14 protein-coding genes are annotated in these 14164 nt (G+C 59.4%); 4 read left to right on the top strand and 10 right to left on the bottom strand.

The window, feature by feature from the left end; all coding sequences use genetic code 11:
* Window positions 1-108: 108 nt before the first annotated feature.
* The 5 genes from AC1D1M_RS10515 to AC1D1M_RS10495 form a co-directional block, all read right to left on the bottom strand.
* Window positions 109-462 carry a DUF1493 family protein gene (locus AC1D1M_RS10515; protein WP_477775581.1) on the bottom strand — a complete coding sequence of 118 codons (354 nt, stop codon included), beginning with the start codon at window positions 460-462 and terminating at the stop codon, window positions 109-111.
* Entirely contained in the window at window positions 459-1736 is a 1278-nt protein-coding gene (locus tag AC1D1M_RS10510) for a type II toxin-antitoxin system HipA family toxin (RefSeq protein ID WP_477775580.1), read from the bottom strand. Before AC1D1M_RS10510 ends, AC1D1M_RS10515 begins: the two co-directional genes overlap by 4 nt.
* Window positions 1733-2224, bottom strand: coding sequence for a helix-turn-helix domain-containing protein (locus AC1D1M_RS10505; RefSeq protein ID WP_477775579.1), 492 nt, complete (start codon window positions 2222-2224; stop codon window positions 1733-1735). Before AC1D1M_RS10505 ends, AC1D1M_RS10510 begins: the two co-directional genes overlap by 4 nt.
* Window positions 2225-2427: 203 nt before the next feature.
* Window positions 2428-2724, bottom strand: a complete 297-nt coding sequence (locus AC1D1M_RS10500; protein ID WP_477775578.1) for a hypothetical protein — start codon at window positions 2722-2724, stop codon at window positions 2428-2430.
* A 429-nt stretch (window positions 2725-3153) separates the two neighbouring features.
* On the bottom strand, window positions 3154-3444 hold the full coding sequence (locus AC1D1M_RS10495) for a hypothetical protein (protein ID WP_477775577.1): 291 nt from the start codon (window positions 3442-3444) through the stop codon (window positions 3154-3156).
* A 418-nt stretch (window positions 3445-3862) separates the two neighbouring features.
* On the opposite strand from AC1D1M_RS10495, the gene AC1D1M_RS10490 reads away from it, so the two are divergent.
* The 3 genes from AC1D1M_RS10490 to AC1D1M_RS10480 all read left to right on the top strand — a co-directional run bounded on the left by AC1D1M_RS10490 (window position 3863) and on the right by AC1D1M_RS10480 (window position 7758).
* Window positions 3863-5797, top strand: coding sequence for a RecQ family ATP-dependent DNA helicase (locus tag AC1D1M_RS10490; RefSeq protein WP_477775576.1), 1935 nt, complete (start codon window positions 3863-3865; stop codon window positions 5795-5797).
* A 220-nt stretch (window positions 5798-6017) separates the two neighbouring features.
* Window positions 6018-7244 (top strand): 3-hydroxyacyl-CoA dehydrogenase, encoded by a 1227-nt coding sequence (locus AC1D1M_RS10485; protein ID WP_477775575.1) that lies wholly within the window; start codon window positions 6018-6020, stop codon window positions 7242-7244.
* A 79-nt stretch (window positions 7245-7323) separates the two neighbouring features.
* Window positions 7324-7758: an acyl-CoA thioesterase gene (locus AC1D1M_RS10480; protein ID WP_477775574.1), complete on the top strand. Its 435-nt coding sequence runs from the start codon at window positions 7324-7326 to the stop codon at window positions 7756-7758.
* Between the two features lie 66 nt (window positions 7759-7824).
* Here the strand turns inward: AC1D1M_RS10480 and AC1D1M_RS10475 are convergent, their stop codons facing one another.
* The 4 genes from AC1D1M_RS10475 to AC1D1M_RS10460 form a co-directional block, all read right to left on the bottom strand.
* Window positions 7825-8316, bottom strand: a complete 492-nt coding sequence (locus AC1D1M_RS10475) for a glycine zipper domain-containing protein (protein WP_477775573.1) — start codon at window positions 8314-8316, stop codon at window positions 7825-7827.
* Between the two features lie 326 nt (window positions 8317-8642).
* Window positions 8643-10991, bottom strand: coding sequence for an FdhF/YdeP family oxidoreductase (locus AC1D1M_RS10470; protein ID WP_477775572.1), 2349 nt, complete (start codon window positions 10989-10991; stop codon window positions 8643-8645).
* A complete protein-coding gene (gene fdhD, locus AC1D1M_RS10465) occupies window positions 10988-11827 on the bottom strand; it encodes a formate dehydrogenase accessory sulfurtransferase FdhD (RefSeq protein WP_477775571.1) in 840 nt (279 codons plus the stop codon). The genes AC1D1M_RS10470 and fdhD overlap by 4 nt, the downstream gene beginning before the upstream one ends.
* A gap of 92 nt (window positions 11828-11919) precedes the next feature.
* Window positions 11920-12807: a LysR family transcriptional regulator gene (locus tag AC1D1M_RS10460; RefSeq protein ID WP_477775570.1), complete on the bottom strand. Its 888-nt coding sequence runs from the start codon at window positions 12805-12807 to the stop codon at window positions 11920-11922.
* 128 nt (window positions 12808-12935) lie between these two features.
* Between AC1D1M_RS10460 and lysM the strand changes: the two genes are divergently transcribed.
* On the top strand, window positions 12936-13376 hold the full coding sequence (gene lysM, locus AC1D1M_RS10455; protein WP_477775569.1) for a peptidoglycan-binding protein LysM: 441 nt from the start codon (window positions 12936-12938) through the stop codon (window positions 13374-13376).
* A gap of 95 nt (window positions 13377-13471) precedes the next feature.
* Here lysM and yrfG read toward each other — a convergent pair whose 3' ends face one another.
* Window positions 13472-14134 (bottom strand): GMP/IMP nucleotidase, encoded by a 663-nt coding sequence (yrfG, locus tag AC1D1M_RS10450; RefSeq protein WP_477775568.1) that lies wholly within the window; start codon window positions 14132-14134, stop codon window positions 13472-13474.
* Between the last annotated feature and the right edge of the window lie 30 nt (window positions 14135-14164).

Here is a 14164-nt window from a genome sequence, read left to right as displayed (position 1 = left end):
AGCTATCCGCCCCTGAACTATGTACCGCTACGGTATAAGTCTTGAGAGGGCGGCTTTTTTGTGCGCAAAATTCGGTTTTTCGCGGGCAAGTCAGAATGCGTCGGGCCGTTACAGGCCTTCGAGCTCATCCGTGTCCCAGCGTTGGGCCTTGATGGCCCGGTAGAGCATGCCGAGGGTCAATGGCACCTTCTCGCCGCGACCCTTGGCTTTTCGCTTTAGATTCACGTCAAAGCCGTCGGGCTGGAAATAGCGATAGCTGTCGAAATCCACGAAATCGACGGCGAAGTGGTCTTCCAGGGTTTCGATCAAATGACGGGCGTCTGCACCGTTGCAGCCCAGGTCGAAGTTGATCGAGGTGCTGAGGCTGATGGTTTTGCGTTCGGGGAAGCCGAGTTCTTCATGCAACAGTTGCATGAGTTGCTGCATTAAGTGGTCGTCGGGGAGGTTGGGGGCGAGGTTCATTGCGTAGGCTCCGCTAATCGAAATGCAGGCGCCATATTATCCTGCTCACGTTTCGATAGCCCCAATGCCCCCGCTAGTGTTGGCCATTGGCTGACAACTTCTTTGAAGCTGTCGATGATGTTTTCTGCATCCGCACGACTGACCCGAAAATACTCTGCCACTTCCCGGGCCAGCTCCAGATCCAGTGCGTTATCGGTATCGGTGATGTTGAGCTTCAAGCCGTCGGCGTGCGCCACCGGGTTCATGTCATAGGCGGCAGACAATCGCCATCCCCGACCCGGATCAAGAATAAAACCGTGGTTACGCAGGTGATCGTCGGTGTTGGAGACCAGGATGTTGAAAACAATCCGAGACCACAACTCTCGTAAGTCTGCTTTGGTTTCAGAGCCGTGTTCCATGAGCACTTCAGCCAACTCAAGGTAGCTCGCGCCGACGGAGGCATCGTCACCGTCAACTCGGTCAGTCATGGTCATGCCTGAGGCAAAATGCAATCGGCCACCCCGTTCGGTGCGGTCGAATCGCTTGACCATGAAGCAGTGAAAATCGCTGGCATAGCGTCGGGCGATACCGGTCGCGACTCGCAGGCCACATTGATTGGCCAGGGCATTGACCACCAGTTCCCAGGCGCCAATGTCATAGTCGTCGCGGGCGCTGGGGAACTTGGCAATCCACAAGTGACCGTGTTCGTCTGCAACGCTGGCCTTGGGGCGGGCGCCACCCAGCGAGCCTCCAGGTGCGATCAGCATTCTCAGCCACTCGCGGCCATCGAGTGAGGTGTTGTCCGGATCGTTTTCCAGAGCACGGCTTGCTTGTTCCAACGCCCGCAATTCAATGAAAGGTGGGGCAGCCAGGCCATCGCGATCATCGAGAAAGTTGCCTTCATCATTGAGCTTGTAGCGGATCGCGCCGACCCGATAGAGATCATGTACGCCTAACAGGAAATCCGACTCGTAGAGCTTGCTGCCTTTGGCTGCCAAACCGTCGCGAATATCTCGTTCCATCCGCCGCTTCATCAACAGTTGACCCCACCGACCCGGGCTTGAATCAGCGAACACGCCAAATCGGCTTTGATGTTGGCCAGGGAACTGACGGCCTTCATAGAGCCCGATTCGAGGGTCCAGCGCTGTGAAGTTCAACTCGGGATCTGCTAGCGCCGCAGCGTCGTATTCAAATTCGAAGACGTCCGTGGAGCGGGCCTTGCGGGAGCGCAAGAAACCGAGACGTCTGGGCCCATTCAAGGATTCCCAATCGGCATACACCGCAATCTGCGTCATTTCTCACCTGTCGTGGACTTGGTTTTTTTCTTGGTCAACAGATTGGAAAGTGAGTGGGTGTTGAAGGGGAAGTCAGCGGATAGATCTGCTGTGGTGGCACTTTCAATCACTCCAGTGCCTTTTCCGGGTATCGGAGCATTTTTTTTCACTGCACTCGTTCTGCGTGCTCGCTGGCTTGAGCCTGCGGTGGAGGTGGTCCTGGATTTCAGTTGTGCGTCCTGCAGTTGACGGCCCACTTCATCGGCTGCCGCGAGTTTGCTCAAGTCTTTTTCCAGACCCAGAACTTGCATGACAGACAGGTAGGCTCCGATGGTCACCCCTGACCCACCTGACTCCAGTGAGCGCAAAGTTGTCAGTGACATGCCCGCCCTCTCGGCGACTTGCTTAGCTGTGAGCTTGCGGCGTAGGCGAGCGAGTTTCAGTCGCTCGCCGAACTCGGAAAGTAGTCTGGAAGCGGCGGGCAAGAGTGGAGCTGTCTTCTTGGCCATGTGCCAATATTCCTTCATTAAGGCGCTATAACTGCCAGAATAATAGCACTTGAAGAAAAAGATGGCTGCGATTGGGACATTGAAAAAGACACCATTTTTCGTGACGCTGATTTCCTGAAGGAAGGCATGCTAACTGCCACTATTCCAGCTGTTTTGTTTTTAAACAGCCAGAATAATGCCACTTGGTACTCTGATGAATGGCGTCAGGCTGGGGCTTTCCAGTTGAGCATGCGTTGCTGGGCAACCTTGAGCAGGTCGCAGCCGTCCTGGGTCAGCAGGTAGAGGGCGTGGGTGATGTGCGGGATGTCTTCGAGGTCGCCGTGTTTGAAGCATTGGCAGTGCAGGGTTTGCAGCAAGTCGCTGGAGGCCCGGATGCGCTGGAGGGCGGCTTCGAGGATGTCTTGGGGGTTGGCCTCTGTGTCGATGATCAGGGGCAGGGTGTCGGTGAGGTTGGTGTGGAGTGGGCGGTAACGATCGGTAAGCGGATTCCATGAATTCATTGTATTTATCCTCAAATGCATCAATTGATGCCGCCTCCATCGTGACCAAGCGATGGGAGGCGACTGTGTTCGGGTTGGTCAACCGGTGAGGATTCATACGCATACCCGGCACGCTCGAAAGCGTCCCAAACACAGCCACCATATAGCGTGCAGACACTAGAGGTGCCGGCAGCATACAACGGAGGGTAATGCGTATTCCATTCGGGTGACCAAGCCCAAGCCGCTGATTTGGCAGCGACATTCCGGACTATAGGAGTGAGTCACTGGTCATCGATAGCGGACAAGGTGTCTTGTTTTGTAGGACCTTGCCGAAGCTTCCATAGGTCGTTGCTGACGGAGTTATCCACAGCGAAATTTTCAGAATTTGCATGTCCTCAGAAGGACCGCGTTATCGTTCTTCGCGAGCAGGCTCGCTCCCACAGGGGGGCTTCATCCGGTGAATTTCGGCAAGCGCTGTCGGGCAATGTCGAGCAGGTCGTTGCCGTCCTGGGTCAGCAGGTACAGGGCGCCGACGATCTTGGGGATGTCGCTCGCTTCGGCCTGTTTGAAACATGTGCAATAAAGGGTTTCGAGCAGGTCGCTGGCGGCGCGGATGCGTTGTCGGGCGGCGTCGAGGATCTCGAAGGGGTCGGCCTCGGTATCGATGACCAGCACTGGGGTTTCGCTGTAGCGGGTCTTGAGCGGGTGATAGCGGGCTGACAGCGTGTCGGTTTTTTTCATCGAGTGGGTCCTGTGCGAAATCGGCAAGTGTTCCCGGGCAGGCCGAGACACTGTTTTCAGCCGCGCCGAAAACTATAGAAGGACCTGGTGTTGCGGGACAAGATGGCTGAAATGGACAGGTTTTGTAGGGTATTTATCGTGTTCCGAGGATAAGGCTTACACATTGTCGGAGGTTTACGCGCCGTAGCCGCTGCCGGTAAAAATGCCTACAGGGTTGTCAGTCGCTGTTTAGCAAGTACTGGCATAGAAACTGTCGGGTATTTCGAGTTTTGCGGTGGTGCTTGCCTCTTCGCGATCTCAAGCCCTTCCAGCCATCCGCTGTATCATCCGGTATCGTTTTTGCCCCCGACCTTTTCTCGACTCGCTGCGATCGCCGGCTAGGCTTTCGACTCCGCAGCAGTCAACGGAGTGACAGCTTATGCACAACACCCTGGAACAGGTTTTCGGTTATCCACAATTTCGACCCGGTCAGGAGGCGGCCGTCGGTGCCGTGCTGGCGGGGCGCTCGGCAGCGGCAATTTTTCCCACCGGTTCCGGCAAATCCCTTTGCTATCAATTGCCGGCGCTGTTGCTGCCGCACCTGACACTGGTGGTCTCACCGCTGCTGGCATTGATGCAGGATCAACTGGCGTTCCTGCAACGCCACGGCATCTCGGCGGGCAGTATCGATTCGGCCCAGAGCCGCGATGACGCCAGCGATGTCATGGCCCGTGCCAGGTCCGGCGAGTTGAAGATTCTGATGATCTCGGTGGAGCGCCTGAAGAACGAGCGCTTCCGCCATTTCTTGCAGCAAGTACCGATCTCGCTGCTGGTGGTGGACGAAGCGCACTGCATCTCCGAATGGGGGCACAACTTTCGCCCGGACTACCTCAAGCTTCCCGACTATCAGCACCAGTTCAATATTCCTCAGGTTCTGCTGCTGACCGCAACGGCGACGCCCAAGGTCATTGCCGACATGCAGGCGAAATTCGCCATCGCCGCAGAGGATGTGGTGACCACCGGTTTCTATCGCCCGAACCTGAATTTGCTGGTGGAGCCGGTTCGCGGAGCGGACAAGCGCAGACGCTTGGTCGAGTGGATGAGTCAGCGTCCGGACCAGCCGAGCATTGTCTACGTCACCCTGCAGAAAACTGCGGAGCACATCGCCGAACACCTGAACCGCAACGACATTCAGGCCGAGGCCTATCACGCCGGGTTGCCCCATGTGCAACGGGAAGCGATCCAGCGTCGCTTCATGGGTGGGCAGTCCAATTGCATCGTCGCTACCATCGCTTTCGGCATGGGCATCGACAAAAGCGACATCCGTAACGTGGTGCATTTCGACCTGCCCAAATCCATCGAAAACTACAGTCAGGAAATCGGCCGCGCCGGACGTGACGGGCAGCCGTCGGACTGCCTGGTGTTGGCCAACCGCGACAGCCTCAACGTGCTGGAGAACTTCGTCTACGGCGACACGCCCGAGCTGGATGGCATCCGTTGCGTGCTTGATGAGATGCATGCCGCCGCAACCGAAGGGCAGTGGGAGTTTCTGCTGGGGCCGTTGGCCGATCAAAGCAACATTCGTCAGTTACCGCTCAAGACCTTGCTGGTGCAACTCGAATTGCGCGGGTTGATCGCCCCGCGCTACGCCTACTACGCCGAATACCGTTTCAAGTATGTGCAGGAACCCGAGGCGCTGCTGGCCCACTTCGAGGGCGAGCGCAAGGAGTTCGTCGCCGCCATCATCCAGACCTCCAGCCGCGCCCGGACCTGGGCCACGGTGAATTTCGAGGCGTTGTACGAGCAACATCAGGCCGAGCGCAGTCGGGTGGTCAAGGCGCTGGATTACTTCCAGGAGAAGGGCTGGGTGGAGCTCGAAAGCAAGCAGATGACCGAGGTCTACAGCGTGCTGCAAAGCGGGTTCGACAGCGTCGCGTTGAGCGAGGAACTGCACGGCTATTTCACTCGGCATGAGCGCACCGAGGTCGCGCGGATTCACGCGATGCTGGATCTGTTCGCCACCGACTGTTGCCTGGGTTATCGCCTGGCCGAGTACTTCGGCGATCACAATGCCCCGCAGCAATGCGGGCATTGTTCGGTGTGCCATGGGCAAGTGGCGCGGCTTCCGGCACCACCGGAGTTGCCGGCGCTTGTGGATAAAAACTTCGAGTCGCTGTGTGGCGATTTTATCCACAGGCACAAGCAGCACACGGGCAACTTGCCCTCGGCTGAACGCGTGACTCGGTTTCTGTGCGGGATCAGCGTGCCGCTGTTCACCAGGCTCAAGGCGCGGGCGATTCCCGGGTTTGCGGCGCTGGAAGATTATCCGTATGCCGGAGTGCGGGAGTGGGCCGAGCGGAATCTTACCGGCTGAACCAAAACCCTGTGGGAGCGAGCTTGCTCGCGATGAGGCCGGAACATTCAACATTGATGGCGACTGATACACCGCCATCGCGAGCAAGCTCGCTCCCACAGGGATCTCAGGGCCTACATCCATCCGCTGAATGTTGCTCATCACAGGAATAAATTTCAAAAAAACCCGGTGGCTGACTATGGTGGTGGCTGTCTTCGGATCGCCAACAAGAGAACAAAACATGAGCCAGACACCGTCGAATATTCAGCGCGCCGCCGTCATCGGTGCGGGCACCATGGGCCGTGGCATTGTCATGTGCCTGGCCAACGCCGGAGTGGCCGTGCAGTGGCTCGACAACAATTCGCAAATGCTGGAGCAAGCGCTGGTCACCGTGGCGGACACCTATGCCCATAACGTGCGCCAGGGCCGCATTGACCAGAGCGAAGCCGATGCCCGTGTCGCGCGCGTTACGGCGGCAGATAGTTATACGGCCATCTGCGATGTCGACCTGGTCATCGAAGCAGTGTACGAAAACCTCGAGCTCAAGCAGAAAATTTTCCGCGAGCTTGATGGCCTGCTCAAACCGGAAGCGATTCTGGCAAGCAATACCTCGGCGCTGGACATCGACGCCATTGCTGCGGTTACGGGTCGCCCGCAGCAGGTCCTGGGCCTGCACTTCTTCAGCCCGGCGCACATCATGAAGCTGCTGGAAGTCGTCCGCGGCGCACAGACGGCGCCCGCGGTGCTCGACGCGGCGCTGGCGCTCGGCCAGCGCATGGGCAAGGTCAGTGTGGTGGCGGGTAATTGCGACGGCTTCATTGGCAACCGCATGCTCAATACCTATGTGCTTGAAGCGCGAAAAATGCTGCTGGAAGGCGCTTATCCCTACCAGGTGGACGCAGCACTGCAAGGTTTCGGTTTCGCCATGGGGCCGTTCCGCATGTTCGATGTGGTGGGCGTCGACCTGCAGTGGCGCGCTCGCCAGTTATCCGGCATCGGACAGGATGCGCCGGAAGTTCAGGTGGATAACCGTTTGTGTGAGCAGGGACGTTTCGGCCAGAAGAGTGGCGACGGCTTTTACCACTATGAACCGGGCAGCCGTCAGGCCGAACACGATCCCCTGGTCGATGCACTGGTGCTTCAAGTCAGTGAAGGGTTGGGGTTCCAGCGCCGCGAGATCGGCCCGGAAGAAATTCTCGAGCGCTGCTTGCTGGCACTGGTCAATGAAGGCGCGAAGATCCTGCAGGAAGGCATTGCCGGGTCAGCTCATGACATTGATCTGGTGTACCTCAACGGCTACGGTTTCCCGGCGGACAAGGGCGGGCCGATGGCCTGGGCGGATCAGCAAGGGTTGGCGGACATTCATCGGCGCTTGATGGACCTTGAGACGCGTCAGGGCGATCACTGGCAACCGGCGCGGGTGATTGGTGAGCTGGCGGCGGCTGGTAAGGGTTTTGCTGACAGGTGATTGATGTGGCGCTTGTGAGAGCGCCTTCGCGACACGGTTTCACCTTAGACTGCAGAACCCACTCCAGGAACTGACACTGATGTCCAACCCGGCAATCCAACGCACCGACTACCCGCACTTCCAGCCCATCACCACCCGCTGGCACGACAACGACGCCTACGGTCACGTTAACAACGTTACCTACTACAGCTTCTTCGATACGGCGGTGAACACTTACCTGATCGAAGTCGGCGGTCTGGATATCCATGACGGTGAGGTGGTGGGGCTCGTGGTGAGCTCGACCTGTGATTACTTTGCTTCCATTGCCTTCCCGGACCGCATCGAGATCGGTCTGCGGGTGGGCAAGTTGGGCAACAGTTCGGTGCAATACGAACTGGCCGTGTTCAAGCAAGGGGAAGATGAAGCCTGTGCGGCTGGGCGCTTCGTACATGTGTTTGTCGATCGTGCGTCGAATCAACCCGTGGCGATTCCAGCCGGGTTGCGCGGGGCGCTGGAGCGTCTGGTGGTTCAGTAAGGCAAAAAAAATCGCAGCCCTTGGGCTGCGATTTTTGTTGTACTCACCAGCGAGGCGCTCGGGGCCTTAGTCGCGGTAATACTTGTGGTGGTGCTTGCGATGGCCATAGGCATGGCCACGGCCCGGATGGCCGTCACGGTAGTAGCGACGATCGTCATGACCGCGATAGTAACGACGATCGCCGTCATCATCATTATCGTACTCTTTGCCCATGTAGTTACCCAGCGCGCCACCGGCACCGCCGCCTGCTGCGGCGCCGATCAGGCTGCCGCTGGTGCCGCCCACGCTGCGGCCGACCACGTTACCGCCTGCGGCACCCAACGCACCGCCAAGGGCTGCTTCGCCACGGCTGTGTTTGTTTGCGCCGACGGCGCTACCACCCGCGCCACCCAGGGCTGCGCCGATGGTGGAACCTGTATTGCCGCCTAACGACTGACCGACGACCGAGCCTAAAACCCCGCCCAATGCGCCGCCTACGCCGGCTTCGGTAGTGCCGCCAGCAGACGCAATACCGCTGACCAGGCCAAGGGACAACAAGAGAATCGAGGAGAACTTCATGGAGGAACCTCAAGGGGATGACGGCGCGATCCTGAGGCTCTGGAATGGGCGTGACAATCGAAATCCGACGAATAACACGACCTGTATACAATATTGCAAGTTACTGTTTTTCGGGCGGAACTTAACGTTTTTTTGCCGGTCTTTTACTTATTCGCAAAGGCCGTTTTCATTAGAAAGCGGCCTTTTTTGTGGGCGAAAGGAAAGTGCAGGGTCCGGAGCTTTTGGTGATTGGTCTGGCCTCATCGCGAGCAAGCTCGCTCCCACAGGAGAYCGCATTCCAATGTGGGAGCGAGCTTGCTCGCGATRGGGCCAGTTCAGACAACGTGTTACGCAGACTTGGCCATGATCAACCCGGTCTCACTCGCCGCTTCCAACCGGATCGCCACGAACTTCGACGTCGGCGTATGGCTGCCATCGCCGGTGCTTTCCAGCGGCACCAATGGATTCACTTCCGGATAATAGGCCGCCGCTTGCCCGGCCGGGATATCAAACGCCAGCAGCGTGAAGCCTTTCACCCGACGTTCAACACCATCGTCCCAGAGCGAAACAATGTCCGCCTTTTGCCCCGGCTTGAAGCCCAGGCGAATGATGTCGGCTTCGTTGACGAACAACACGTCCCGTTGACCCTTCACGCCGCGATAACGGTCGTTGAGGCCATAGATGGTGGTGTTGTACTGATCGTGGGAACGCATCGATTGCATGATCAGGTCCGGCAGCACACCGGTGGCGCGGGTGCGTTCGTGCACCAGGTCTTTGGGCAGCGCGTTCGAGCGGAAATTGGCCCGGCCCGAGGCGGTGTCCCACTTGCGTGCACCGGCACTGTTGCCCAGGTAGAAGCCGCCCGGGTTCTTGATCTTCTCGTTGAAGTCCTTGAAGCCGGGAATGGTCTCGGCGATCAGGTCGCGGATGCGGCTGTAGTCGGCCACCAGCCAGTTCCAGTCCACCGGGTGGCTGCCCAGAGTCGCGGCAGCGATGCCGGCCAGGATCGCCGGTTCCGAGCGCATCTGGTTCGACAGCGGCTGCAGCTGGCCATTGGAGGCGTGGACCATGCTGAACGAATCTTCGACGGTGATCGCTTGCGGGCCTTGGGTCTGGATATCAATGTCGGTGCGACCCAGGCACGGCAGGATCAGCGCGTCCTTGCCGTGGGTCAAATGGCTGCGGTTGAGCTTGGTGCTGATCTGCACGGTCAGGTCGCAGTTTTGCAAGGCCTGGAACGTGCGCGGGCTGTCCGGCGTGGCCTGGGCGAAGTTGCCGCCCAGACCGATGAAAACTTTCGCCCGGCCCTCAGCCATGGCGTGAATCGCCTCGACCACGTTGTGGCCGTTGTGGCGTGGCACCTTGAACTGGAAGCGCCGCTCCAGGACATCGAGGAACGCGGCAGGAGGGCGTTCGTTGATGCCCATGGTCCGGTCGCCCTGCACGTTGCTGTGGCCACGCACCGGGCACAGGCCGGCACCCGGCCGGCCGATGTTGCCGCGCAGCAGCATCAGGTTGGCGATTTCCTGGATGGTCGCCACCGAATGGCGGTGTTGGGTGATGCCCATCGCCCAGCACATGATGACGTTCTTGCCCTTGGCGTACATGCGCGCCGCCTGCTCGATTTCCACCAGGCTCAGGCCGGACTGCTCGACGATCTGCTCCCACGGTGTTTCGTCGATGGTCGCCAGGTAATCCAGCACGTTGACGCTGTGCTCATTGAGGAAGTCGTGGTCGAACACCGCCGGATCACCGGTTTTCTGCGCGTCGCGTTCCCACAGCAGGAGGAATTTCGCCATGCCGCGCATGATCGCCATGTCACCACCCAGGGCCGGGCGGAAGAACGCGGTGTTGGTCGGCTTGTCGCCGTTGGTGAGCATTTCGATCGCGTGCTGCGGGTGCTGGAAACGTTCCAGGCCACGCTCCTTGAGCGGGTTGATGCACACCACTTGCGCGCCGCGCTTCACCGCTTCGCGCAGCGGTTCGAGCATCCGTGGGTGGTTGGTGCCGGGGTTCTGGCCCCAGACGAAAATCGCATCGGCGTGTTCGAAGTCGTCGAAGGTCACGGTGCCTTTGCCGACCCCGACGCTTTGCGACAACGCGACACCACTGGCCTCGTGGCACATGTTCGAGCAGTCAGGGAAGTTGTTGGTGCCATAGGCGCGCACGAACAGTTGATAGAGAAAAGCCGCTTCGTTGCTGGCCCGCCCCGAGGTGTAGAACTCGGCCTGATCCGGGCTCGACAGGCCGTTCAGGTGTTTGGCGATCAGCGCGAAGGCATCGTCCCAGCTGATCGGTTTGTAGCGGTCGGTTTCGGCGTCATAGCTCATCGGCTCGGTCAGCCGACCCTGATATTCGAGCCAATAGTCGCTCTGTTCCAGCAACGCGGTGACGCTGTGTTTAGCGAAGAATTTGGCATCGACACGGCGTTTGGTCGCTTCCCAGTTCACCGCCTTGGCGCCGTTCTCGCAGAACATCACCATGCCCTTTTCCGGAGAATCGCCCCAGGCGCAACCTGGGCAGTCGAAGCCGCCGTTCTGGTTGGTCTTGAGCATTATGCGCAGGTTTTTCAGCGCGTTGTCGCTGGTCAACCAGGCCTGGGCGACGCTGATCAGTGCGCCCCAGCCGCCGGCCGGGCCTTTGTAGGGCTTGTAGCGAGGGACAGGTGTCTGGTCGGCTTGACGGTGTTGACTCACGCTTGTTTCTCCAACGTTGGGCTGTAGACCCGTGGCGCATTCTTCTGTGGCAGATGGATGAGGTTGAGGTTGTGGCGACGGGCCCATTGCACGGCAAGGCCCGTAGGCGACGACAGGCTGACCAGGGTCTGGATCCCGGCGCGCAGGACTTTCTGGATCAATTCGAGACTGCAGCGGCTGGTGACAATCGCCAGCCCGCCGGCAATCGGGATGTTCTGGCGGACAAGGCCACCGATCAGTTTGTCGAGGGCGTTGTGTCGGCCGATGTCTTCACGGCCCAGCAGCAACTCGCCTTGATCGTTCATGAACACCGCGGCATGCACCGCACCACTGTGCTGGCCAAGAGGCTGGAACGCGCCGATGCGCTGGCGCAGGCCATCGAGCCATTCGGCAGGCGGCAGCGGGGCACCGGGCAATACCTGAAGGTCCGGTAAAGCCTGCTCGACCGCTTCCACGCCACAGAGCCCGCAACCGCTGGTGCCGGCCAGTTGCCGACGCTGCTGCTTGAGGTTCCAGAAGGCGCGGTTGGCGATGGTCACTTGCGCGTATTGCGCCGAGCCCGAGCCGGTCAGTTGCAGGTCGTAGATGTCCGTGGCGTCCTGGATGATGCCGCTGCCCAGGCTGAAGCCGACAATGAAGTCTTCGAGGTCCGTCGGCGTTACCAGCATGACCGCCTGGCTGATGCCGTTGTAGGCAATCGCCAACGCGACTTCCTCGGCCAGCGCGGTGCTGGTCGATTCCGTGTCTTCAAGGTTGCTGTAGCTGTACGTCTGGCTGGCGGCGGGCGCGGGCGTTTCGAGGGCAGGCGCCGCGCAGGCTGGGCGCTTGGTGTTCATGGCATCACCCACGGTTTGATCAGCTTTAAGACTAGGCGTGACAACTTGTCACGTCTAATCGTTAGTACTGATCTGCCGATAGATGCCGTCGATCAAGCACTGGGCAACGATTGCTGATAGATCGCGAAACAGGCCTCCGCCAAGGCCGAGCGTGGCGCGCTGCGACGCATGATCAGCCCCAGTCGGCCCAGGGTCTGGGCGTTTTCGATCGGTTGCAGGCGCAGATGATCGGTCAGGCCCTCCAGCCCACCGTCCAACGGCATCACGGCGCAGCACAAGCCACCGTGCACTGCTTGTAACAGTTGATGCACTGCATCCGTTTGCAACAAGGGCTGCGGGTTGAGGCCGCGGCTGTGGAAATTGTGGTCGATGGATTGGCGAAAGTGCATGCCGCTGGTGAGCATGCCCAAGGGTAGTTCGATCAATGATTCCCAGCTCAGCGGCGCCTCGCCAAAGCTGAAAAAGCGTTGGTCGTAGAGCAGGCCCATGTGGGTTTCGCTGAAGCTCAGCGAGTCGAAGCGTTCGGCGTCCAGGCGCTCCAGGTACGACACGCCGAGATCCAGGCGATTGTTCGCCAGTTGTTCGAGTATCTGTTCCGAACTCAGCGCCGAAAGCTCGAAGCGCAGGTTCGGGTGCTCCCCGTGCAGGCGTTGCAGCAGCGGCAGCGGATCGAAACTCGACAGCGGCACCACGCCCAGACGCAACGTACCGACCAGATTGCCGCGACAGGCGGCCGCCTCGGCGTACAAGCCGTCGTACGCCGCCAGCACCGTGCGCGCCCACGCCAGCACTCGCTCGCCCGGCGCTGTAAAACCTTCGAAGCGCTGACCACGATTGACCAGCGGCATGTCGAGTTCTTCTTCGAGGCTGCGCAGGCGCATGGACAGGGTCGGCTGGGTGATGTGGCAGCGTGCGGCGGCCTGGCCGAAATGGCGGGTTTCGTCGAGCGCGATGAGGAATTTCAGCTGCTTGATGTCCATCTTCGCTCCAGGGCGCGGGAAGGTGCGGATTCTATCGCATGCGGGGTCATTGGTCGGGTTGGATTCGCAAGTAACGGCCGTGGTCTAGGCTTTGACGTCTGGAACCCAAAACCCAAGGAGAGTGCACCATGAGTCTTTTGAGCTTTGTGAAGGAAGCAGGCGAGAAGCTGCTGGATTTGCTGACGCCAGGCAACGCCAATGCCAGTGAGCAGTTGAAAGAACACATCAGCAAGGTTGGTTTGGGCAACCCGAATGTGCAGGCGACGGTCGAGGGTGACAAGGTCACGGTGACCGGTGAAGTGGCGAGTCAGGAAGAGAAGGAAAAGATCCTGCTGGCGGTGGGCAATATTGCCGGGGTTGGCAGCGTGGATGATCAGATTACTGTGACGGGGCCTGTCGTTGCTGCCGCGGTGTTTGTCACCGTCGTGAAGGGCGACACCCTCAGCGCGATTTCCAAGCGTGTGTACGGCGATGCCAACAAGTACAACAAAATCTTCGAGGCCAACAAACCAATGCTGTCGCACCCGGACAAGATCTATCCGGGGCAGTCGTTGCGGATTCCCGAGTAACACGAGGCCCGTAGGAGCTGCCGTAGGCTGCGATCTTTTGACCTTGACGCAATTAAGATGAAAAGATCGCAGCCTGCGGCAGCTCCTACGGTCAATCAAAGCCCCGCAATCAAATCCCGATAATCCCCGACCGCTGAAAACTCCGCCGTATCCTTCGGCCCTTTGCGGCTGTCTGGTTCGCGCACGGCCAGCAAATGCGCCACGCCAAAGTCCCGCGCACTGCGCAGGATCGGCAAGGTGTCGTCGATGAACAGGCTGCGCGCCGGGTCGAAATCGATATCGGCTTGCAGCGCATCCCAGAACTGTGGGTTTTCCTTGGGGAAGCCGTAGTCATGGGAGCTGATCAAACGCTCGAAATAGGGCGCCAGTTCGATTTTTTCCAGCTTCAACGACAGCGCATCCCGATGGGCATTAGTGATCAGTACCACGCGCTTGCCGGCCCGTTTGATCGCCGCCAGAAAGGTGTCGGCATCCGGGCGCAGGACGATCAGATGTGCGGTTTCCAGTTTCAGGTCGCGCACCGACAGGTTCAGTTCGGCGCTCCAGAAGTCCAGGCAATACCACTGCAACTGGCCGGCATTGCGCTCGAACAACGGCTGCAGTTCCATCTCGGCCATGGCCCGGCTGACCCCGTGCAGTTCGGCGTAACGCTGGGGCAGGTGCTCCATCCAGAAGTGGTTGTCGAAATGCAGGTCCAGCAGCGTGCCGTCCATGTCCAGCAGAACGGTATCGATGTCGGACCAGGGTAATGAAGGCATGGCAACGTCTCAGGCAGTAGAAAGATTTCT

The sequence above is a fragment of the Pseudomonas sp. P1_F7 genome (assembly GCF_056405655.1).
This window is presented reverse-complemented; position numbering and strand designations above follow the sequence as displayed.

Excerpts from the sequence above, each read along its gene's own strand:
- AC1D1M_RS10515 (WP_477775581.1), bottom strand. The coding sequence starts at position 462 with ATGAACCTCGCCCCCAACCTCCCCGACGACCACTTAATGCAGCAACTC.
- AC1D1M_RS10510 (WP_477775580.1), bottom strand. The coding sequence starts at position 1,736 with ATGACGCAGATTGCGGTGTATGCCGATTGGGAATCCTTGAATGGGCCC.
- AC1D1M_RS10505 (WP_477775579.1), bottom strand. The coding sequence starts at position 2,224 with ATGGCCAAGAAGACAGCTCCACTCTTGCCCGCCGCTTCCAGACTACTT.
- AC1D1M_RS10500 (WP_477775578.1), bottom strand. The coding sequence starts at position 2,724 with ATGAATTCATGGAATCCGCTTACCGATCGTTACCGCCCACTCCACACC.
- AC1D1M_RS10495 (WP_477775577.1), bottom strand. The coding sequence starts at position 3,444 with ATGAAAAAAACCGACACGCTGTCAGCCCGCTATCACCCGCTCAAGACC.
- AC1D1M_RS10490 (WP_477775576.1), top strand. The coding sequence starts at position 3,863 with ATGCACAACACCCTGGAACAGGTTTTCGGTTATCCACAATTTCGACCC.
- AC1D1M_RS10485 (WP_477775575.1), top strand. The coding sequence starts at position 6,018 with ATGAGCCAGACACCGTCGAATATTCAGCGCGCCGCCGTCATCGGTGCG.
- AC1D1M_RS10480 (WP_477775574.1), top strand. The coding sequence starts at position 7,324 with ATGTCCAACCCGGCAATCCAACGCACCGACTACCCGCACTTCCAGCCC.
- AC1D1M_RS10475 (WP_477775573.1), bottom strand. The coding sequence starts at position 8,316 with ATGAAGTTCTCCTCGATTCTCTTGTTGTCCCTTGGCCTGGTCAGCGGT.
- fdhD (WP_477775571.1), bottom strand. The coding sequence starts at position 11,827 with ATGAACACCAAGCGCCCAGCCTGCGCGGCGCCTGCCCTCGAAACGCCC.
- AC1D1M_RS10460 (WP_477775570.1), bottom strand. The coding sequence starts at position 12,807 with ATGGACATCAAGCAGCTGAAATTCCTCATCGCGCTCGACGAAACCCGC.
- lysM (WP_477775569.1), top strand. The coding sequence starts at position 12,936 with ATGAGTCTTTTGAGCTTTGTGAAGGAAGCAGGCGAGAAGCTGCTGGAT.
- yrfG (WP_477775568.1), bottom strand. The coding sequence starts at position 14,134 with ATGCCTTCATTACCCTGGTCCGACATCGATACCGTTCTGCTGGACATG.